Origin of the sequence: Neptunomonas phycophila (assembly GCF_001922575.1) — a bacterium.
Taxonomy (GTDB): Bacteria; Pseudomonadota; Gammaproteobacteria; order Pseudomonadales; family Balneatricaceae; genus Neptunomonas; species Neptunomonas phycophila.
Map to the genome: position 1 here is coordinate 1,430,877 of NZ_MRCI01000001.1, position 21,283 is coordinate 1,452,159.

The following is a 21,283-nucleotide window of genomic DNA, read 5'->3' on the forward strand; positions in this document are numbered from 1 at the left end:
TTATGGCTTTGAAGCCAACAATTTATAAAGTTGATTTGCAAATCGTTGATTTGAATAGAAATGTGTATCCTAGCGTTAAGCTGACGCTAGCGCTTCATCCGTCGGAGCTGCCTGAACGAATGATGGTGAGACTCTTAGCTTATGCACTTAACTACCATGAAGATTTGGAGTTTTGTAAAGGGTTGTCTGCTGCTGATGAAGCCGACCTTTGGCAAGTTGCTCCGACTCAAGAAATCATGGAGTGGATAGAAGTGGGTCAGGTATCGCCTGATCGTTTGCGTAAAGCCGTAAGTAGGGCTGCAAACATTAAGCTTTACGCTTACGGAAGCGAGTCAGAAATATGGTGGCAACGTTTTTCGGAAGACTTTGCTCGGTTGTCAAAAGTTGAGATTTACCGATTTAAGTATGAGGAGGTTAAAGTACTTATTCCGTGGGTTGATCGTTCGATAGATTTATCAGTCACTATATCTGGGAATGATTTGATGCTGAACAGTGGCGATAATCATCACACGCTGTCGGTAAGTCAGTATTTATAATCAATTTTTATACGCGTTGTTCCATGTTAGGGCCGCTAACGAGTAATCGCAATAGGTCGCTGCGGCATATAATACCAGCGACTTGATGCTCTGAGTTGATGACCGGCACACAGCTTACTTTTTGTTCCATAAAAATTAGCGCTATGTCTCGCACTAGAGTATCAGGGGACACTGCGACTAATGAGTTGGTCAGTAAGTTCTCAATGAAGCTATTTGATTCTGCCCCATGGCGTAATAACTCGCCATCCGTTACAACGCCTAATGGATGCCCGCTATTATTGACCACCACTAGGTGGTCAATGTCTTCTGCATGCATTTTTTGTAGCGCATTTTTTACGGTGTCAAACTGACTTGTTGTGATAACGGGAGCGCTCATCACGTGTATTGCATTGAGCCGCCTTCTGTCCTGCAGGGAGTCTGACTTTCTACTGGTCTCTTGATAAGCTCGGGACGAATAAACAGTTGAGCGCGTTGTATTAGAAGGCTGTCCGCCGCTACTCGGAACGTAAGGTGTGCGTGTTGGTAGAGGCTGGTTGGCATTGTTTTGTACCGTTGCGCGTGCGCCTTGGCTATTGCCGACCGTCGCTACACCTGTCGGTGTAAACTTTGAGTCAGCGGGATTTTTAACTAAATTCCCATTGTCGTAAATCAACAATGCCATGCAGGTGCTCCGGATGTGTATTCATTATATATCGGCAATATACTAGCGTACTTTAATCGTGTGATTAATCATTTTTGAATAAATTCAAACAAAGAGTGTTAATTAGCTCAATTTTGACGTGCTTTTAAAACAGTTGTTTGAATAAAACCACAAAATATTGATTTTATGGAGGATAATTTTAAGTATTAGTTTGTATGTATAAATTTATGTTGATGATCTTTCTGGTGAATTTACCGAGCTTTTTAAGCTTCTATTAATAGATTTTATGTGTGTCATTTAAGTTGTGGTAAGCCTGTAAGTGCCCTGAATTAAATAGACTTTCTACTTTGGACAGCTTCTGGCTCATGATATAGGATTTAGGGCTTAATACTGTTGAAGGATAATAAGAATGACAACGTCTGACTCGATACGTTCACAACATGATAGAGCTCTATCTGGGCTATTACTTTCACTACCAGAGGTGCAGGCGGTCAATCATAAGTTAGCACTGCACGAAGCTCAGGGCCATCTAGGTGTCCGTCGACGTTTATTATCGACCTCTGTACGTATGAGTTCTGCTATGGCTCCAGGCTTAAATAGGACTGCTAGACAGTGTATGGATATTTTAGGTGTCGATATGCCTGTAGAACTGTATGCCTATTCTAGCCCTCATTTCAATGCGGCTTGCGTTAAGCCAGAAAGTGGCCGCTTGTTCATTATGTTTTCGTCTAGCTTGCTCGATAGTTTTGATGATGAAGAACTTCGCTTTGTCATGGGTCACGAGTTGGGGCATTTTGTTTATGGACATCATGATATTCCGGTTGGATACATGCTTAAAGGTCAGCCCCCAGTTTCTCCTTCGCTTGCGTTACAGTTAACCAGCTGGTCCCGTTATGCGGAAATTTCGGCTGACAGGGCTGGGGCATTATGTACTCAAAATTTTGATGCGGTTGCTAGGTCATTATTTAAGCTGGCTTCTGGTGTAACGAGCACGGTTGTACGTTTCAATCTAAAAGACTTTCTCCAGCAAATAGACGATATGCAAATGACCGATGATTTAGTGGGGACAAGCTCTAGCGCTGAAGATTGGTTTATGACACATCCTTTTAGCCCGCTCAGGGTCAAAGCTTTACAGATGTTTCATCAATCAGAATATATGAAAAAAGACGGTGTTAACTCCGCCACTTTAGAATTGGGGCTAGAAAGCATAATGGCTCTGATGGAGCCAAGCTATTTAGAGTCTAAAACAGATGCGGCTCTATCTATGCGTCATTTGCTATTCGCAGGTGCTTTGCTTGTGGCAAATGCTAATGGAAGCATTTCTAAAGCAGAGATAGAGGCTTTCGAAAAGTTTTTCGGTAAAAATGAGTTTCGGGATGATTTCAACTTAGAACGTTTAAGGGCTGATCTCTCAACGAGGATTGATACGGTGAACAAATATAATAGTTTACCCAAGCGTATACAGGTTCTTAAAGATTTGTGTGTGATGGCGCGTGCAGAAGGTAAGGCAAACCATCCAGAAATAGTGGTGCTCAAGGAGATAGCCACGCGTTTAGAAGTGCCGGGCTTTTTTGTAGATCAGTTACTGAGCGTTAATACGGAGCTTGATTAATTGCAGGTTAGGCTTATTCGTTTATAAAAAAGGATAGCGCGCTCGGTTGAGTGGGGGCGCGCTATCCTAATTAATGTTAGAAAAAACGGCGTTTAGGCTGGCTAAATGAAGAAGGTAACCCTAGAACAAAAACCGCAATTAACGCAGCAGCTATTACAATCAGTCCTTCTGCCATGGTTATTCCCCAAAGCAAATCGGGTGTATAGCCACATGATTCCCAAGGTTCAAATACGGAGGGAAGCCATTCGTTAAGAGGAAGGGCAGCAGGGAAGCCTCCATCTAGAGAGCAGCTTCCATCAATAAACCCCCGCTCAATACCAAAGGTTTGATAGCTTCGCTCCATCATTCCTATGCTTCCTAGTAGTCCTAAGACGGTAGCAAAAACGCGTACGGGTCTATATTTACCAGCTAGTAGACCAAGTAGGCTGGCAATCATTATTAAAAATATGAAAGCACGGATTTGGGCACAGAGTACGCAAGGGCCGTAATCTAGTGCATATTGATAATAAAGCGCAATTCCTTCCATGGCAGCACATACAACAAAAATAAGCATCCAAAATAAAGGAAGTCGAGTCACCGATTATTCTCCGATAAGTAAGAGCAAAGGCCCTTGTATTGGGTATTGCTGCGATAGCGGCAGGTTTCACAGCGCATTTTTATAATGCTTTTATATCAGACTTTATACGACTAAAGCTATATATGCTTTGAAAACATGAGCTTAATTGCTCAGGAAGGGAAGGAGCGGTTTGCGTTAATTAAATTAAAGTGTAGGTTTTATGAAGCTTAAATGAAAAAAACACGACCTTAAAATAATTAAGGCCGTGGTTTCTTATTAGCGGTTGTGCAAAGTGTCTTTTAGTTTGTCATGCATCTCTAAGATACAGTTTTCGGTTGTATCCCAATCGATGCACGCGTCAGTAACGGATACGCCGTATTTAAGCTGAGATAAATCGCTAGGTATCGACTGATTTCCCCATCCAAGGTTTGACTCTATCATTAAACCAATAATAGAGGTGTTTCCTTCAATGATTTGATGAGTAGCATCTTTTGCTACTAGGGGTTGACGACCAGCATCTTTTGATGAGTTAGCGTGGCTACAATCTACCATAATGTTTTTGGTTAGCCCGGCTTTGTCTAGCTCTTGCTCACAAATAGAGATGCTTACAGAATCATAGTTAGGGCGCCCATTACCACCGCGCAATACGACATGACCGTACTGATTGCCTTTGGTGCGTATGACGGCTACCTGTCCGTTTGGATTAATACCCAAAAAGTTATGTGGGTGTTTGACTGACTTCAGAGCGTTGGTCGCTACTTCGAGCCCGCCATCAGTACCATTTTTGAAGCCCACAGCACAGGATAAACCGGATGACATTTCGCGGTGGGTTTGTGACTCAGTTGTGCGAGCGCCAATAGCCGACCATGAGATTAAATCTTGTATATACTGAGGAGAAATAGGATCAAGTGCTTCTGTTGCTAATGGTAAGCCCATCTCAGACAAATCAATCAACAGCTTGCGTGCTTTAAACAGGCCCGTTTGTATATCAAACGAATCATTCATGTGGGGGTCGTTAATTAATCCTTTCCAGCCGACGGTGGTTCGTGGCTTTTCAAAATAAACGCGCATCACCAGATAGATAGAATCTTTTACTTTGTCCGCTAGTGCTTTTAATCGCTGACCATATTCTATTGCGGCATCGACATCGTGGATGGAGCACGGACCAATAACGACAAATAAGCGCTTGTCTTTACGATCCAAGATATCACGAATAACTTGGCGACCCTCTACAACAGCTTTAGCAGCAGCATCGGTAATAGGTAGTTCTGATTTTAACGCATCGGGCGTCATCAGAACCGAGGTGGATTCAATATTAAGGTTATCTACACGGTTATCTGACATGATGTTTATTCCTGGAGCAATCGATGTTAGTTGCTTGCTTGTTTGCGGCTTATAATTAGAGCGTAGTGTTTTATCATAAACCTATAACTTTTATAAGTGGCTAATATTCCATTTTTGCCGTTAGATAGCTGTCCATCAATGATAGAATGCTAAAATTATTAAAAATAGTGATGTATGACTTTAATTTGATATGAAATAGAACTGAGCGCTAATGTGAAGGTCTTAGGCCTGTCTTTATTTTTTCCATTGAATGTAGCCGAAGTTGCTCAACGTTAAGAGGTTTTGCGTGTTAAAACGTGTACGTGAATTGTGTGGCATATTAGTTGTAGTTTGCAGTTGCGTTGTTTCAATGGAAAGCTATGCAGGTTTTTTTGATCAAAAATCTTCCTCGTCAGATTCGGGGCCGTTGCCAGTTGAGCAGGCTTTTATTTTTCAGCCATCAATCGAAGCAGATGGTCGTGTTTTACTGCATTGGCAAATAGCCGATGGGTACTATCTATATCGTGACCGTATAACGTTAGATCTCCCTCAAAATGTCGATCTTGTTGAGCGAATAAACGCTCCTTCTGAGAGTAAAGACGATCCTCTATTTGGACAGGTTGAGGTTTATCATAATGCTGCAAATGTTACCGTCCAACTCGGAGCGCTGAGCGCTGAGGTACTACCTAATTCTGAGGTGATGGTCAGTTATCAAGGGTGTTGGGAAGGCGGTATTTGCTATCCACCCGTTAAAACGCCATTAGCTGTTGGTGATATTCCTCCCGCTACTGCGGTAAGTTCTATATCACCGCCTGAAAATGAAGTGCTTAGTGAAAATGAGCCGGCCCCGTTTGTAAGCGAGCAAGACCGCTTTGCTGCTTTGTTGTCTGGTAGTGGGCTTATGTTAACTTTGGGGCTGTTTTTTGTTGCTGGATTGGCGTTATCGTTAACACCGTGTGTGTTTCCTATGATCCCTATTATCTCCAGTATTATTGCAGGGCATGGGCACCGAATAACTACGGCTAGAGCATTTTGGTTGTCGCTGGTTTATGTGTTGGCTGTAGCGATTACTTATACCGTTGCCGGGGTGTTAGCGGGTTTGTTTGGAGCCAATATTCAAGCAGCGTTCCAAAATACGTGGGTCATTTCTTTATTCACGTTGGTGTTCGTTGCGCTGGCATTAGCTATGTTTGGATTTTACCAGTTGCAATTGCCGGCGGCTTTGCAGACTAAGTTATCTGGAGTTAGTCATCAGCAAAAAGGAGGAAGCACGCTCAGTGTCGCCTTAATGGGTTTTTTATCTGCTCTGATTGTCGGGCCATGCATGGCAGCGCCATTGGCTGGTGCGTTGATTTATATCGGTCAGACCGGAGATCCCTTGGTGGGAGGGCTAGCATTGTTCTCCCTTAGTTTAGGTATGGGAGTGCCTTTGATTCTGGTCGGGTTGTCCGCGGGTAAGCTGTTGCCTAAAGCGGGGGACTGGATGGACGCGATTAAATCCGGCTTTGGCGTTGTATTGTTGCTAATGGCAGTGTGGATGCTTGATCGTATCGTCGATATTAAAATCACTATGCTGCTGACAGCCATTATATTAATTATATCAGCTGTCTATATGGGGACTATGGACACTATTGCTGACAGTAGTAAGCGGTGGTTAAAGCTCTGGAAGGGCGTTGGCTTAATTCTGTTGATTTATGCGACTTCATTACTAGTTGGCTTATTATCCGGCTCGCAAAGTTTTATTACTCCTCTAAAAGGTTTGTCAGTTTCAACAAGTGTTGCTAGCCAAGAGCACTTAAGCTTTGCTCGTGTTACGGAACCGAGTGAACTCGAAGCCGTTTTAGCATCGGCTAAAGCGTCTAAACGTCCTGTTCTGTTGGATTTTTATGCGGATTGGTGTGTATCCTGTATTGAGCTGGATATGATTACTTTTGCCGATGCTGGAGTTCAGCAGCGATTGGCTCAATATGAGCGTGTAAAAGTAGATGTTACGGCTAATGATGATAATGCTAAGGCGCTGAGTAAGCGGTACTCAGTTATTGGACCGCCGGCGTTAATTTTTTATGATGCCCAAGGCCGGTTACAATCAGATTACACGGTAGTTGGCTTTATGGAGCCAAAAGCGTTTATTGAGCATTTAGATAGGCTATAAACTCAAGCTTCATTGCTCATAGTTGATAAAAGCTTCGCGCTTTAAGGATGTAAGCGCTCTATATGAACAAACCCCGCCCGAGAGCGGTTTGTATATTAAGGATGATAGATATGAATGTGCTGGTTGTCGATATTGTGCATTTTGATAGGGAGCGAATTTGTCGAGCCCTCAAAAACACTCCGGCAAATGTCGACAAAGTGGCTCAGTTCTCCGAAGTCGTTCCTCGTCTAAAAAACCAAACTTATGATGTCATCATTATTGGATGTTCGAGCGACGAATGCCAAGGGATTTCTCTTCTTTATGAGTTACGCTCTTGGCCATGGGATACCGCACCAGCCATTGTTATGGTGAGCCGTCTTGAAGATGTAGATCTTATCCAGCGTTGCTTGCATGCAGGGGCTCAAGATTACTTATTTAAATCTGAAATAAGTGAAAAGCGCTTATGGTTTGCGTTAGCTAATGCGCGCACCCGCTATGATATCGAATTAAAACAATTAGTTGATTATAAGAAGGTTAAGCACCTTTCTGAAACAGACTCGTTAACGGGTTTAAATAATCGCTACATGTTTGAGGCTTCTCTTAACGCGGCACTAGCTAATGCATCGCGAAGCTCTGGTCACCTTGAGGTTTTGCTCATTGATTTAGATAACTTCAAGCGTATCAATGATACTCATGGGCATGATATTGGTGACGAGTTTCTACGTCGAGTAACCGACAATATTCGGTCTTGCTTACGTGATGGTGAATTGTTAGCGCGTTTAGGGGGAGATGAGTTTGCGTTGCTGTTAACAGGTAATGAAGGGCAGCATAGCGCTGCTAGGGTTAGTCGTCGTATTCTAGATAAGCTGCAATACCCTATAACATTACAGCCGGCCATGGGGGGACAAGTGTCCGCTAGTATTGGTATATCGTTGTATCCTGAAGATGGCACAAGTGCCGAGCAGTTGCTTAAGCATGCCGATATGGCGATGTATCGGGCTAAAAAACAAGGGAAAAATAAGTTTTGTTACTATACTGCTGAGGCGCAAAGACGGACTGTCGCTAGGGTGGAGCTAGAGAATGCTTTAAAAAGCTCAATTCTCGATAATTCTTTAGAGTTATACTTTCAGCCAGTTTTCAAACAAGAGAACAAAGTGTTGTGGGGGTTTGAATCTCTGTTGAGGTGGCGACGAAATGAGGTACTCTTGCTACCGGATTCATTTATTCATATTGCAGAAGAGACGCGTTTAATTCGGCCTATAGGTAAATGGATCATTAGTTCGGCAGTCCATCAGCTAAAAAAATGGCAGGTTAGCTTTGGTACGGATGTCAAAATGGCTATCAATCTATCCGCTGTGCAGTTAGAAGATAATCATATTGTTCCTTTTATCTCTTCGGTTATCAGCAAATATAAAATTGATCCGCAGTGTCTAGAGTTTGAAATAACAGAAACCATGTTGTTAGATCATTCTGATCATAATATTCAAAAGCTGCAGGGCATAAGCAATTTAGGGTGCTCTATTGCGTTGGATGATTTTGGGACAGGGTTTGCGTCAATTTCGCACTTACAACGTTTTCCAATTGATGTCGTCAAAATTGATAGGTCCCTTATCCCTATTGATGAGCATGATGAAAAGAATTTTTTCTTATCATCGGGGTTAACGTCTATGATCCGCTCGCTTTCTCTTGAATCGGTTGCAGAGGGTGTCGAGAGTGAAGCGCAATATGAATGCTGTAAAAAGCTAAATGTAGATCGCTTACAAGGTTTTAATTTATCACCTCCATTAACCCATCAGCAGGCCGGACGGCTGATACATCAACTTACCTCACAGCCTATAATGACCCAAAGGTAAGTGTTAAATCTGTATATGGCCAATGTTGATTTACGGGTTATATTGTAGTTAGTTCTCCTCAGTTTTTATAATTATGGCTTTAAAAGTGCTGCTTATTTGCAGCACTTTTTCGTTATATTTCAGTATGTTTTATATCCCCTCAATTTGTTAAATGATGTTAAGTATACGTTCATTCTTTTAGGTACAAACTCCCCAAAAAAGGAACAAGCGTTGAGGGCAGGTTTGTTGCTCTTACCGCTATTAAAGGGAATAAGATAATGAACAAGGCAGTATTCGTTCATGTGGCGGTTGTCTGTATGTCTGTCTTTGCTTCTCATGCAAAAGCAGAATTGCCATTAACTGTTGAAAACCTCATCACAAAAGAAGGTAGTCTTAAATTAGATCTATCTTTGACGTATGCCAACAAAGATCGTGAGGGGGTAGAGGCCGGACAGGTTGTTTTGGTTCAAACCGGTGACTCCTCTTATGTGTATATTCCTACTGGATATGGAACCAGCCAAACTAACGTTGATACTTTTATTACAACGCTTGGGCTTCGAATGGGTGTAACCCCCTCATCAGAAATTTATACACGAGCCAACTTTTATTACAGTGATTATCGCTATTTAGCCGCTGATGATCAGTCGGCCTCTGGTAGTGACAATGGGTTTTTGGATGCGTGGTTGGGTTTGAATTATCGATTTTCAGAAGACAATGAAACTCCAGCTTTACTTGGCTTTATTGAAGGAGCGCTGCGTGAGAAAGGACAGCAGAGTAGCTCATCAGCAAAGTCATGGGCGGTTGGCTTTACAGCATACAGGGCTTTAGATCCCGTCGTGTTGTCTATGTCGGCGAGTTACCGGTTTAACTTGGAGCGCAAAGATGGCGATTCTGAGTATAACCCCGGGAATTATTTAGCTATCAATCCCTCTGTATCATTCGCAGTGAACGATAGAGTAACGTTAACGACGGGGGTTCAGTGGATAAATAAGCAGCCAGATCAATGGAGTGATCAACGAGATGGAATTCGTCAGACCAACACTGATTTGATGTTAGGTCTTGGCTATGGAGTCTCTAAGGGAAGCACTATGAGCTTTTCTTTTAAGACGGATGCCACAGGTCGTGACGGGGCAGACCTGAGGTTTAATTGGCTTAAAGCCTTTTAATGTCCCCTGACACATGGAGTGTACAAATGAAAAAAATATTTGCCACAGCAGTACTTAGTGCTGCGTTTTCATTACCTGTGATTGCGGCAGATGATGCTTCTGATATTAATGCCGTATTTGCTTTGGATGCAGCGGACTCTGCTCAAGTAGAGGTCTTATCTCAGGAAGAAATGCAAAATACTGAAGGTGCTTTTTTCCTTCACTATTTGTTCGGTGGTCTCTTCCATCATAAATACCACTACTTTGGTGGTCACTATGGCTATGGCTATGGCTATGGCCACGGCCACGGTGGTCATAATGGTGGCCATGGCGGTGGTCACATTCCTTGCGGTTGTTAATTTAAGCGTTGTAAAACACAAAGGCCGCGCTTAGCGGCCTTTTGCTATTTGTCGGCAGGGTTGTGTACAGGAGTTATCACCTTTATGTGGTGTTTAAGAAAGAGAGTATTCAGTATTTTCATAGGTGTTATCTGTTGTTTAGACCACACGTTTGCGAAGGATGAACTGTATTTCAAAAGCGATACTATAAATGGTGCTATACCTATTAAAAGTTGGAAGTCTCTCAGGGATGAGCGCCTAGTAAAGCAGAATCTTGATTACTCCTGTGGCTCTGCATCAATAGCTACTATTTTAAGTGAGTTCTATGGTTACCCTATCACTGAAGCAGAAGTACTCGATTTAATCGGCAAGCAAGATAAAGCGTCATTTAGTGACATGTCAAAAGCACTCAAAGAAATAGGTTTTAAGGGAGTGGGTTATGCGGCATCTTATGAGCAGCTGACTAAGCTTAAAATCCCTGTAATTGTTTATTTGAGCTACCGTAAAGATGATCATTTTTCTGTATTGCGCGGTATTGATGTGAATACGGTTTGGCTGGCCGATTCTTCATTGGGTAATAGAACTTATAGTGATTCGCAGTTTAAGGAAATGTGGGAAACTCGAGAAAATACCGAATTGGCGGGTAAAATTTTAGCGATATTGCCAGCGAATATTGCAGCGCCATCCGCTATCGACTTTTTTACTAATCAACCCCAGCGGCAGACGTCGTCCGCTGTTAATCTGCAGGCTATTCATTATCTTCCGTAACTTGTGTGGCGGCTTAATGTAGTTTTGGAAATTCCTTAGCGTATTTGCTGATCCATTCTAGAGCCGCTTCTTCGGTAGTGATGGCTCGTCCGTTTTTCTCTATGGATTGTTTATACTGCTCTATATGACACACTTGTTCGATCATGCGTATGGCATAAACTTGTTGCAGGTTGTCAAACCCTATACCCAGAAGAAAGTGATCTATATATTTCTCGCACCACATAACATGGCCTTGAGCAGAAAAAGCGGGTTGAAGTATGGGTATGACAATCTCAACACGGTCGCCGGGAGAGAAGGCCAACCTAGACTCACAAGCCAAGCCGCCTAGGCTAATATTGTGAGTTTGTGCTGGGCATTCTAATGTGTGTGATGCATCTTCGACTTGGATGGGTATTTGTGCCGGATGCCTTATGTATTGGCGTGGCATAATCACTCCTACCTGTACCAGGCGTATTGGAGCGCTTTGAGGCGCTCCGTTAATGTCATAGATTTTTGAGTGACATCCTGTAGGTAATGCTCCATGGGTGTTTAGTAGCGTTGAGCTTGTATCCTATGCCCGCAATGCAAAGTAATCGAGCTTTTCATCTACTTACACTCTGCACTTTCGGCGCTTTTTGAGCTTTCTTTAGGTATTAGAGCGTATATTTCTCCCTTTTGTTTCATCTCACCCGCTAATTTTTCGGCGCGATTGCCGCGGCCAAAAAATATATCTGCTCTAATTGGGCCGTTAATCGCTCCTCCTGTATCTTGAGCAACCATCAGGCGTTGGTAGGGGGTGTTGTCAGGGAGTGTGGTGTTAATCCATAGCGGTGTACCTAAAGGGATGACTCTACGATCAACGGCAACACTTCTCTCTTGAGTCAGAGGAACATTGAGGGATCCCCTTGGCCCTGATTCTACATCGTTGCGTAAAGTGAAGAATACATAGCTTGGGTTATGGTTTTTGAGTTCATCCGCTTCTTTGGGGTGTGACTTTAGCCAATCGTTGATGGTCTGTAACGAAACTTCTTGTGGTGTTAGCTCTCCTCGCTCAATGAGGATTTTGCCAATAGCAACATAAGGTTGACCATTTTGGTCAGCGTAACCTACGGCTACCATTGTGCCATCAGGAAGTTGGACACGTCCGGAACCTTGAATATGTAAGAAAAAAGCGGCATCCGCATCGTCTACCCATAATATTTCATTACCGGCCAGTGGTTTGTTTGCCCCATCAATCGTCGCTCTATCATAAAAGGGTACTACTTTATTGCCTTTCAATAGACCTCTGACACGCTGATTTTTTAGATCAGGGAAACGGGAGCCTAATTCCAGTTGTAGCATTGAAGGCGGGCGTTGGTAGAGCGGGTAATGATAGCGATCTGATCTTTGGTAACTGCCATTGAGTGTGGGTTCATAATAGCCTGTAAACAGGCCGCGGTTATTACCGTTATTGCCATTGATGCGATGCGGTACAAAGTGATTTTCTAGTAGTTGGCGAATGCCTTCTTCATCGATCGGCGTGTGATTGGTTAGGGCTTCACAAAAGTTTGACCACTCGCTTTGCTTTCCCAAACGAGGGCATTGGCTTTCAAGCGCCGGTATGGCTTGTAAAGCTGTATCTTCATGCCAATTTGGTAGCTGACTCCAACATATAGGGTCGCCAATACCGGCTGCTGGATGTTCTGTAGATGTATCTTGCTTAACAGTCGAGCAGCCTGTCATCCATAGGCAGGTTAGCGTGATAAGTAGTGGGGTCTTTAAATGAGCGAATGGCATGGAAATGTCCCGAGAATGACAATGAGGCCTGTATCTTGCTTCTTCATAAGAGGTCTTGCAAGTGCTAGTAGAAATCAAAGGAAGTTAAGTGTAGCTAACGGTTTTATTTATATAAATAACAGTTGCTTAGGTATTACCTTCACTTTTCTTTTGATTAACAGGGCGGCAATGCGGCAAACATTGGCCGCAATAAATGGCTATTGAATCCGTAAATAATTGGGTGAGGTGGATATGATCGTAGCAAAAAATGATATGCAGCTTCAGTCTGGGCATGTATTGAATGAGTCAACTCAGATCATGAAAAAAGAGGTGAGGGAATCAGGCGTATTATTTAATGCGCAGTTTATTCAGGCTTCATCTGATCTATCTGGTGTAAGTCAGGCAAGCTCTACTTCTGAGGCAGAGTCGATCCAGGATACAAAAACAAAACTTTTTAATGTTCTGTTTGCCGCTATTACAGGTAAGGAGTATGTCCCGAATAGTCCTGAGCTTGCGTGCGATTGCGTTGACTCTAGTGCCCCAGTGGGTGGCTGGGAAGGTGGACGAGTGCAGCGTTCGGCTGTTACTCAAGGGCTCGGTGGCATGGCTTGGGAATCTGTCGAGGTTACGTTAACCCAGCGTTATGAGCGTACAGAAACAACCAATTTTTCTGCAACAGGTACAATTGAAACCTTGGATGGCCACGTGTTTGATGTCGATGTTTCTTTGCAAATGCATAATCAGCAAAGTTATCAATTCGATAGCGTCGAAAAGCAGACTGTTGTTTTTAAAGATCCGCTGGTGTTGAATTTTGATGGCGGGGCGGTTGAGTTAAGCGATGAGACTTTTTCGTTCGATATAGACCATGACGGTGTGTCCGATTTAATGCCGTATCTCGTCAGTGGAAGTGGTTGGTTAGCTTATGATAAAAATAATGATGGTCAAATCAATGATGGTTCTGAATTGTTTGGTGCTATTTCAGGAAATGGTTTTGATGATCTCCTACAATACGATGAAGATAATAATGGCTTTATTGATGAGGCTGACTCAGTTTTTGACAGTTTGCAGCTATGGAAAAAAACAGAGGCAGGAGATGAGCTGACTTCGTTGCTTGGATCTGATGTAGGTGCGATTGGGCTGGCATCTTCCAGTACACCATTTATGCAGTATAACGACAATGGGGCGGTGGCAGCAGCCGTTCGTGAGACGGGTGTGTTCTTGAAGGAATCAGGAGGTGTGGGGCTGGTGCAGCAAGTTGATATTGCCAACAAAGAGGTATCGGAGGAGGCTATTTCTTAAGGGCTTGTTGTGCGTAATTGAGCGTAACTTAACACATTTAATTACGTTAAGAATTGGTATGATAGTTTTATATTTGAAGGTTATAAGGAAAACCAATGAAGCGTAGAAGTGTCGCTCAATTATTTTCAGTTAATGCTCGGCTGACGTGCATAGTAGCGGCCTGTGCATGGGCTAATGTAACTTTTAGCCAAACGAACTCGGTTGATGTGGAGCAAGTTCGTTTGGCTACGTCAGTTGGTGCGCAGTGTGCTGGTTATTACGATGGCCTATATGCCTTGGTGCATAACTTAGACGAGGCTAAGAGCCATGTGATGCTGACGGATTTGAAATCGGTTGTACCAGGTTTGTCTAAGCAAGATCTATTCGAATATTCCACGGCATCTATTATTATGACCAAGGGATTTATTGCCTTGCTCAATCAAACAGTAAAGCCGGCTACACCTTACACGTTGGAGTCTTTTCGGGAGGATTACGTGGGCTTTAGGCGTCAATCAATGGCGTGGAAAAATACTGACGCTGATAATCGGTACATCGATGAAATGCATCAGCAGTGTGAAAGGGTATTAAGTATTTCATATGGCAATGGAACGCTGACTGATGAGCAGGTGTCCGCTGCTGTTAAGCAGCGAGCACATGCGCTGGGTGTAGAGCTGGAAAACTAAGCAGGCGAGAGCTGATTGGATGCTTGATCAGCTCCTTGTTTGAGTAGCTCTCGTATGCCAATAATATCTGCCTCGCTCAATTTATCAATTCCTAGTGCCTCTTCGACGCAGTGGTAGAGTTGGTTTTTGAATTGGCTTGGTGCTTCTTCTGTTTCGGCGATGGCGAGACTAACGTGGCCTAGCAAATAGCTTGAGTAGAAACGGCGATCATCATCGCCTTCAGCTTCTTGTTGTAAAAGCCAGTTGTAAAGTTGTTCGCCGTTTAGCATAGACATTATTGTGTAAAACCCGGTTATTCAGTTTCTAGTGATTTAAGTTGTAGAGCATAGGTTTTGCCATCAGGCTCTGTTTGCTTGAGCTTAATGATCATGTAATCAAGGGCAGGTGCGTACCAAATATAAGTTTCACGTTTGGCATCCGTCCCTCTATCCATCTCTACTTTGATGGCGTCATACTCACCCATGGGTGAGGTGATTTTTTCAGAACCGATAATATTAAAATCATAGGTCTTTAGGCGCCCGCCATCGGCTATTTGATAGCTAAAAGGGCCTTTCTTACCAGATATGAGATCCAAGCGCATTTGTAGCTGATAACTTAACTTATCTTGGGTTCCATCGGGAACTTGCATAGTCCAAGGCTTTTTTTCAACATCATTGGTAACTTGGTTATTATTCCAATCAAAGGTCAGTTTGGCCTCGCGTGTTTTACCCAGCACTTTACGCTTGTAAAGGTAAGTATGAGGAACAACATGATCGTTGGAAAAAGTAACGGATGTATTCTCTTTAATAGAAGCGATCATTGCTTCAGCATTGGTTGAAAAGAGCCATTGACCGTTGGATGTTTGACGAAGTGACCGAGTAAGCTCTCCAGACATAGCAATGCCGATGTCAAATTCAGAAGCATAGGTCGCCTTGTATGCGGTCACATCTGCTTGTGCAGTAGGGCATAGTAAAATTCCAGAGAGTACTACACCGGATATAAGCTGGCGCAAAATCGATCTCCTTTGATCAGGTCAGTTACGCGTCGTATGCTAATCTGAATCCAGAAGGTGGTAAAAGTTCATCATCCAGAAAGATACCTGCCTCGTCAAATCGAATGCGGTCAGCACAAATAAGTTCTACGGCCAGTGGATAAGCTACATGCTCTCGCTGGTGGACTTTGGCCTGAAGGGAAGCTTCAGTATCGTCAGAGGATACAGGAACACAAGCTTGTACTAGCAATGGGCCGCCGTCTAACTCTTCAGTTACAAAGTGTACGGTGCAGCCATGTTCATTATCGCCAGCCTCTAGGGCCCGTTTGTGCGTGTGTAAACCTTTGTATTTTGGTAGTAGCGAAGGGTGTATGTTGAGCATTTTCCCGTGATAATGCTGAACAAATGCGGCGGATAAAATCCGCATAAAACCCGCTAGTACTACAAGGTCAGGTGCATACTTGTCGATCACTTGACGGGTGTGGGCGTCAAATGATTCGCGACTGTCAAAGGCTTTGTGATCAATAACCGAGTATGAAATACCGGCTTGTTCTGCGCGTACTAGGCCGTAGGCATCTGCTTTGTTGCTGATAACGTGTTCGATGCGGCCATGAATATGACCCGCATCGATTGCGTTAATAATTGCTTGCAGGTTTGAGCCACTACCCGAGATCAGTACGACGATCCGTTTTGTGGACATGCTTACTCCGAATCGCTCAGCTCTACCTGTTCTTCGCCATTTTGAGCATTATCGATATGGCCAATGACCCATGCTGATTCGCCAGCATCTTTTAAAATGCTAAGTGCGTTGTCTGTTTCACTTGCTGGAACAACGATTACCATGCCAACGCCACAGTTAAATGTACGATACATTTCGCGTGGTTCAACATTACCTGCAGATTGTAGCCACTGGAATACGCCTGGCAGTGTCCATGACTGGGTATTAATAACAGCTTTGGCATCAGCGGGTAGTACGCGAGGTATGTTTTCTAGCAGTCCGCCGCCGGTAATGTGGGAAAGTGCGTTGACTTGTGATTTTTTGATCAGCTTAAGTAATGGTTTAACATAAATACGTGTGGGCTCTAAAAGCGCATCGCGTAATGGTCGACCATCGACTTCTTGTGATAAGTCTGCATCCGATACTTCAATGATTTTGCGAATTAAAGAGTAGCCATTGGAATGAGGCCCTGAAGACGCTAAAGCAATTAAAGTGTCGCCTGCGGCAACTTTTGAGCCGTCAATAATGTCGGCTTTTTCAACGACGCCAACACAGAAGCCTGCTAAGTCGTAATCGTCACCCTCGTACATGCCAGGCATTTCAGCTGTTTCGCCGCCTACCAAAGCCGCACCGGCAAGTTCGCAGCCTTGGCCAATACCGGTTACGACATCCGCTGCCATTTCAACATTAAGTTTGCCGGTAGCGTAATAGTCAAGGAAGAAAAGAGGTTCTGCACCTGCTACTACTAGATCATTGACGCACATGCCAACAAGGTCAATACCAATGGTGTCATGTTTGTTTAGCTCCATTGCAAGACGTAATTTCGTCCCAACGCCATCCGTGCCGGATACTAAAACGGGTTGCTTGTAGCCCTCTGGAATTTCGCAGAGCGCTCCAAAGCCACCTAAACCGCCCATAACTTCAGGGCGAGCCGTACGCTTAGCAACCCCTTTAATGCGATCAACCAAGGCATTACCTGCATCGATATCAACGCCGGCATCTTTATAACTTAAGGATTTTTTGTCGGAACCAGTAGACATGTATCTTAACCTTCAGACTGGGTAAGTGAGGTGTAAAAATATGCGCAGTATTCTATCAGGTTGATATAGCGCGGGCTATTGTATGTTGCCGATTACCTGCCATATTTATGCCTGAAATAAAAAAAATATTCTTAAAAATAAGGTTTTAGGCTTTTTCATAATTCAGTTACAGTGCCGTAAGCTTATTCGTAATATCATATATTGGTTAGTAGGCAGGCGCGTTACAGGCTTGTTTTATGTTTTTAGTGAGATGCTTAGTTAAGTAATAGGGAGTGGGCATGAGCTCAGTGGAAGTGCTATTGAAAACTCAGCGGTGGTTCATCATCACGGTTGCTGTGATTTCAGGGGTTTTGTTGTATTTATTAGGGCCTATATTATCTCCGTTTCTGGCTGGCGCACTCTTGGCGTATTTGACGGATCCTTTAGCCGATCGCCTTGAAGCGGTAGGCCTAAAACGGACCTCAGCTGTTGTGGTTGTGTTTGTCGTCATGACAACCATTTTGAGTTTGTTTGTGTTGTTGCTGGTGCCGAAGTTGAGCGCTCAAGTTCAGACCCTTATAAAATTAATACCGGCGATTGCTGATATGTTTGAGAGCAAGGTGTTCCCTGCAATTGAAACATATCTTGGCACCCAGATTAGTTTTGGAGGAAGTGAGTCCATTAAACAGCTGATTACCACTCATTGGGAGCAAACCGGAAGCATAATGGCTCAGGTGGCCTCTGGGCTTACAAAGTCTGGTTTGGCGGTAATGGGCTGGCTAACAAATTTACTGTTAATCCCTGTCGTTACTTTCTATTTATTACGTGATTGGGACGTCATGATGGCTAAGATAGGCCGTCTGTTGCCTCGTAACTTAGAGCCAACAGTTACCTCATGGGCAACTGAGTGTGATGAGGTCCTGGCTGCGTTTATAAAAGGCCAGTTGCTCGTTATGTTGATGCTGGGGGCTATTTATGCACTGGGTCTGTGGGCAATAGGCGTTGATTTAGCGCTACTAATTGGGTTAATTGCAGGGTTGGCTAGCATTGTTCCCTACATGGGGACAATTGTAGGTATCGCAGTAGCGGCTATTGCTGCTTATATACAATTTAATGAGCCATCCATACTGTTGTGGGTAGCATTGGTGTTTGGAATAGGCCAAATGTTAGAAGGCATGGTGCTTACTCCTTTACTGGTTGGTGATAAAATAGGTTTGCATCCGGTTGCGGTAATTTTTGCCATTATGGCCGGTGGTCAGTTATTTGGTTTTGTTGGTGTTCTTATAGCACTACCCGTTGCGGCCGTAATTATGGTATTTTTGCGCCATCTTCATGATGGGTATAAAAATAGCCATCTTTATGGTTCAGAAACTCCCCGGCCTATCGCTGAGGATGAGCCATCCGACACACAGGAATTTGAGACAGATGAACAGCGCTAATGCGCCTCAGCAACTGCCTTTAGGCGTTTCCCTTCAAGACGAGGCTCGGTTTGAAAACTTTATGACCGGGGAAAATGGTCTTGTGTGCTCTATGCTGCGACAAGCGGCAGAAGGCAGAGGCGAGCAATTCCTGTATATCTGGGGTTATGAAGGAGTGGGGTGTTCCCATTTGCTACAAGCCGCTTGCCATACTGCAGAGCCGCTAAAGCGTACAGCTGTCTATTTACCATTAGCTGATTTGATCTCTTTAAGTCCCGTTATTTTAGAAGGGATGGAGCATCTTAACTTGGTGTGCGTAGATAATGTGGAAGCAATTGCGGGGAATAAAGTGTGGGAGGAAGCACTTTTTCATCTTTATAACCGCATCCGGCAAGAACAAAACACGCTTATCGTAGCGGCAAACACACCTCCCAGACAATTGACTATCAAGTTGCCTGATTTGGTTTCGCGATTAAGTTGGGGTGGTGTGTTTAGTGTTTCCGAGCTCGACGATGAAGGTAAAGCCGCTGCTATTGCCATGCGCGCCAAGATTCGCGGGTTTGAATTAACAGAAGAAGTCGCTAAGTATTTAGTTCATCATGCTAGCCGCAATATGTCTGACCTTTGTTTAATGTTAGAGCGTTTGGATAAGGCATCATTGATGGCTCAGCGCAAAGTCACAATCCCGTTCATCAAGCAGGAAATGGGGTGGTAGTTTCTTCTGCTACTTTTGTCGTCTCCCTATCATGAGTTCATTTCGTATAATCGCTGATCATGCCGATTTTATTATTATCAATAAGGCGCCAGGTATCTCTGTCCATAAAGATGATAATGAGTCAGGCCTAACAATGGAGTTATCGGCTGCACTGGGTATTCATGTTTACCTAGTACACCGGCTTGATAAAGTAACGTCGGGTGTTATGGTTTTTGCTAAGTCAGCTGACGCTGCTGCTGAGATAGCTGATCAGTTTGCTAAGAAGACGGTAAAAAAATTCTATATAGCGCTGAGCGATAAAAAACCCAGTAAAAAACAGGGCCTTGTTAAAGGCGACATGATAAAAGCGCGACGTGGCGCATGGAAGTTAACTAAAACTAATACTTCACCAGCGCTGACACATTTTTTTAGTATGAGCCCCTCGCCAGGGCGTCGTTTGTTTTTGTTAAAGCCCTCTACTGGTAAAACTCACCAACTGCGTGTGGCTTTAAAAAGCATAGGGGCTCCTGTCCTTGGAGACGCTCTATATAGTGGTTCGCCAGCTGATAGAACGTATTTGCACGCATGGCAGTTGATGTTTTCTTTTAACGAAAATCATTATCATTTTATTGCCCAGCCGGAATGGGGACGTTTTTTTGATTGCCCAGAAGTCGAGGCTCAACTGAAGCGCTGGGAACAACCAGCCAGCCTCAAGTGGCCGGCAAACAACGAATAGAGAGATAAGTTATGGGGACGCCTACGTCACGTGATTTTTATGCTCGAGACAAAGAAGAGCAAAAGGCATTTTTAGAAACCACTTGGTGTGATCACTGCATGAAAGCTGATTTAGGGATGCAGGAGCCTGTTGAATATGAACTAGAAGGCACAATCTTCATTGAAGGGCAGTGTCTGCAATGTGGTCAAGCCGTGTATACCGAGTTAACGGATGATGATATTTAGTTGCATGGGCGACAATGGGTTTAAGTGGTTGGCAGTCAATATTTTCAGGTAGGTGATTAGCGTGTCTAGTTATGACAATCGGTTTGGGGGTACGCGTCGCTTATATGGGAGCGATGCAGTCGAGCGTTTTCGTTCGTCGCATGTGTGCGTGGTAGGTATCGGTGGTGTAGGTTCTTGGGTAGCAGAGGCACTGGCCCGTTCAGGAGTAGGTGAAATTACTCTGATTGATCAAGATGACATTTGTGAAACGAATATTAATCGGCAGATACATGCGTTAGACGGTGCTGTAGGTAAATCAAAAATAGCCCAAATGGCAGAACGGATAAGGCTTATTAATCCGGAGTGCTTAGTGCATGAAGAATCAGCCTTTATTAATAAAGAGAATACTGCCGACCTAATTGGTGATTACTTTGACTATGTGGTTGATGCAATAGACAGTGTAAAAGACAAAGCCGCATTAATTGCTTATTGTCGTCGCAATAAAGTACCAGTAATTTGTGTTGGTGGTGCTGGAGGGCAGTTAGACCCGACTTGTGTGAGTGTATGCGACCTATCTAAAACACATAATGATCCATTAGCTGCTAAAGTTAGATCATTCCTCCGCCGACACTATAATTATAGTAAAAGTGGTAAGAAGTTTGGCGTGGAATGTGTGTTTTCGACGGAGCAGCTGCGCTATCCGCAAGCGGATGGTTCGGTTTGTAACCAAAAAAACCTTGATGAAGGACTGACTCGACTAGATTGTGATGGGGGTTTTGGCGCTGCGGTTGTAGTGACATCCACATTCGGTATGGTTGCAGCATCACGGGTATTGAACAAGTTGATGCTTAAAGCAGATATTGAGGCTGGCGCAACACGTTAATTTGCCTCTCACTATTGAGAAGCGGAATTAACTAACCGGTTGAAGTAGCTTGGACGCAAAAATAAC

General features: G+C 43.7%; 23 protein-coding genes. 14 read left to right on the forward strand and 9 right to left on the reverse strand.

Annotated elements, in window-relative coordinates; translation table 11 throughout:
• Positions 1-2 precede the first annotated feature (2 nt).
• On the forward strand, positions 3-536 hold the full coding sequence (locus tag BS617_RS06530; protein ID WP_075172045.1) for a YaeQ family protein: 534 nt from the start codon (positions 3-5) through the stop codon (positions 534-536).
• Between the two features lie 7 nt (positions 537-543).
• Here BS617_RS06530 and BS617_RS06535 read toward each other — a convergent pair whose 3' ends face one another.
• Entirely contained in the window at positions 544-1,197 is a 654-nt protein-coding gene (locus BS617_RS06535) for a CBS domain-containing protein (RefSeq protein WP_075172046.1), read from the reverse strand.
• Between the two features lie 388 nt (positions 1,198-1,585).
• On the opposite strand from BS617_RS06535, the gene BS617_RS06540 reads away from it, so the two are divergent.
• Entirely contained in the window at positions 1,586-2,788 is a 1,203-nt protein-coding gene (locus BS617_RS06540) for a M48 family metallopeptidase (RefSeq protein ID WP_075172047.1), read from the forward strand.
• 76 nt (positions 2,789-2,864) lie between these two features.
• Here the strand turns inward: BS617_RS06540 and BS617_RS06545 are convergent, their stop codons facing one another.
• Positions 2,865-3,365, reverse strand: a complete 501-nt coding sequence (locus tag BS617_RS06545; RefSeq protein WP_139303135.1) for a disulfide bond formation protein B — start codon at positions 3,363-3,365, stop codon at positions 2,865-2,867.
• 255 nt (positions 3,366-3,620) lie between these two features.
• Positions 3,621-4,688 (reverse strand): 3-deoxy-7-phosphoheptulonate synthase, encoded by a 1,068-nt coding sequence (locus BS617_RS06550; RefSeq protein ID WP_075172049.1) that lies wholly within the window; start codon positions 4,686-4,688, stop codon positions 3,621-3,623.
• A 286-nt stretch (positions 4,689-4,974) separates the two neighbouring features.
• Here BS617_RS06550 and dsbD point away from each other — a divergent pair, with 286 nt between their 5' ends.
• From dsbD to BS617_RS06575, 5 genes are all read left to right on the forward strand, one after another.
• Entirely contained in the window at positions 4,975-6,819 is a 1,845-nt protein-coding gene (gene dsbD / locus BS617_RS06555; protein ID WP_075172050.1) for a protein-disulfide reductase DsbD, read from the forward strand.
• A gap of 110 nt (positions 6,820-6,929) precedes the next feature.
• Complete coding sequence (locus BS617_RS06560) at positions 6,930-8,651, forward strand: two-component system response regulator (protein ID WP_075172051.1); 1,722 nt, start codon at positions 6,930-6,932, stop codon at positions 8,649-8,651.
• A gap of 257 nt (positions 8,652-8,908) precedes the next feature.
• Positions 8,909-9,796 (forward strand): hypothetical protein, encoded by an 888-nt coding sequence (locus BS617_RS06565; protein ID WP_083609953.1) that lies wholly within the window; start codon positions 8,909-8,911, stop codon positions 9,794-9,796.
• A gap of 26 nt (positions 9,797-9,822) precedes the next feature.
• Positions 9,823-10,134, forward strand: coding sequence for a hypothetical protein (locus BS617_RS06570; protein ID WP_075172052.1), 312 nt, complete (start codon positions 9,823-9,825; stop codon positions 10,132-10,134).
• A gap of 84 nt (positions 10,135-10,218) precedes the next feature.
• Complete coding sequence (locus tag BS617_RS06575; protein ID WP_083609954.1) at positions 10,219-10,881, forward strand: C39 family peptidase; 663 nt, start codon at positions 10,219-10,221, stop codon at positions 10,879-10,881.
• A 13-nt stretch (positions 10,882-10,894) separates the two neighbouring features.
• Here BS617_RS06575 and BS617_RS06580 read toward each other — a convergent pair whose 3' ends face one another.
• Together BS617_RS06580 and mltA are read right to left on the reverse strand one after the other, a co-directional pair.
• Positions 10,895-11,308, reverse strand: coding sequence for a PilZ domain-containing protein (locus tag BS617_RS06580; RefSeq protein WP_075172053.1), 414 nt, complete (start codon positions 11,306-11,308; stop codon positions 10,895-10,897).
• A 158-nt stretch (positions 11,309-11,466) separates the two neighbouring features.
• The gene (mltA, locus tag BS617_RS06585; RefSeq protein WP_075172054.1) at positions 11,467-12,636 is read right to left on the reverse strand and encodes a murein transglycosylase A; all 1,170 of its coding nucleotides are present in this window, start codon (positions 12,634-12,636) and stop codon (positions 11,467-11,469) included.
• 231 nt (positions 12,637-12,867) lie between these two features.
• Between mltA and BS617_RS06590 the strand changes: the two genes are divergently transcribed.
• Positions 12,868-13,914: a hypothetical protein gene (locus BS617_RS06590; RefSeq protein WP_075172055.1), complete on the forward strand. Its 1,047-nt coding sequence runs from the start codon at positions 12,868-12,870 to the stop codon at positions 13,912-13,914.
• 95 nt (positions 13,915-14,009) lie between these two features.
• Positions 14,010-14,576 (forward strand): hypothetical protein, encoded by a 567-nt coding sequence (locus BS617_RS06595; RefSeq protein WP_075172056.1) that lies wholly within the window; start codon positions 14,010-14,012, stop codon positions 14,574-14,576.
• Here the strand turns inward: BS617_RS06595 and BS617_RS06600 are convergent.
• The 4 genes from BS617_RS06600 to purM are packed head-to-tail and all read right to left on the reverse strand — an operon-like array spanning position 14,573 to position 17,304.
• Positions 14,573-14,851 (reverse strand): YfcL family protein, encoded by a 279-nt coding sequence (locus BS617_RS06600; RefSeq protein ID WP_075172057.1) that lies wholly within the window; start codon positions 14,849-14,851, stop codon positions 14,573-14,575. The two genes, BS617_RS06595 and BS617_RS06600, sit on opposite strands and share 4 nt — an antisense overlap.
• Positions 14,852-14,868: 17 nt before the next feature.
• Entirely contained in the window at positions 14,869-15,567 is a 699-nt protein-coding gene (locus tag BS617_RS06605) for a DUF3108 domain-containing protein (protein ID WP_075172058.1), read from the reverse strand.
• A gap of 25 nt (positions 15,568-15,592) precedes the next feature.
• On the reverse strand, positions 15,593-16,246 hold the full coding sequence (gene purN, locus BS617_RS06610) for a phosphoribosylglycinamide formyltransferase (RefSeq protein ID WP_075172059.1): 654 nt from the start codon (positions 16,244-16,246) through the stop codon (positions 15,593-15,595).
• Between the two features lie 2 nt (positions 16,247-16,248).
• Positions 16,249-17,304: a phosphoribosylformylglycinamidine cyclo-ligase gene (purM, locus tag BS617_RS06615; protein WP_075172060.1), complete on the reverse strand. Its 1,056-nt coding sequence runs from the start codon at positions 17,302-17,304 to the stop codon at positions 16,249-16,251.
• A gap of 278 nt (positions 17,305-17,582) precedes the next feature.
• Here purM and BS617_RS06620 point away from each other — a divergent pair, with 278 nt between their 5' ends.
• The 5 genes from BS617_RS06620 (at position 17,583) to tcdA (ending at position 21,217) form a co-directional block, all read left to right on the forward strand.
• Positions 17,583-18,722: an AI-2E family transporter gene (locus tag BS617_RS06620; protein ID WP_075172061.1), complete on the forward strand. Its 1,140-nt coding sequence runs from the start codon at positions 17,583-17,585 to the stop codon at positions 18,720-18,722.
• Positions 18,709-19,416: a DnaA regulatory inactivator Hda gene (gene hda / locus BS617_RS06625; protein ID WP_075172062.1), complete on the forward strand. Its 708-nt coding sequence runs from the start codon at positions 18,709-18,711 to the stop codon at positions 19,414-19,416. The genes BS617_RS06620 and hda overlap by 14 nt, the downstream gene beginning before the upstream one ends.
• 31 nt (positions 19,417-19,447) lie before the next feature.
• The gene (locus tag BS617_RS06630) at positions 19,448-20,131 is read left to right on the forward strand and encodes a TIGR01621 family pseudouridine synthase (RefSeq protein ID WP_075172063.1); all 684 of its coding nucleotides are present in this window, start codon (positions 19,448-19,450) and stop codon (positions 20,129-20,131) included.
• 11 nt (positions 20,132-20,142) lie between these two features.
• Positions 20,143-20,355, forward strand: coding sequence for a hypothetical protein (locus tag BS617_RS06635; RefSeq protein ID WP_075172064.1), 213 nt, complete (start codon positions 20,143-20,145; stop codon positions 20,353-20,355).
• 61 nt (positions 20,356-20,416) lie between these two features.
• A complete protein-coding gene (tcdA, locus tag BS617_RS06640; RefSeq protein WP_075172065.1) occupies positions 20,417-21,217 on the forward strand; it encodes a tRNA cyclic N6-threonylcarbamoyladenosine(37) synthase TcdA in 801 nt (266 codons plus the stop codon).
• Positions 21,218-21,283 lie beyond the last annotated feature (66 nt).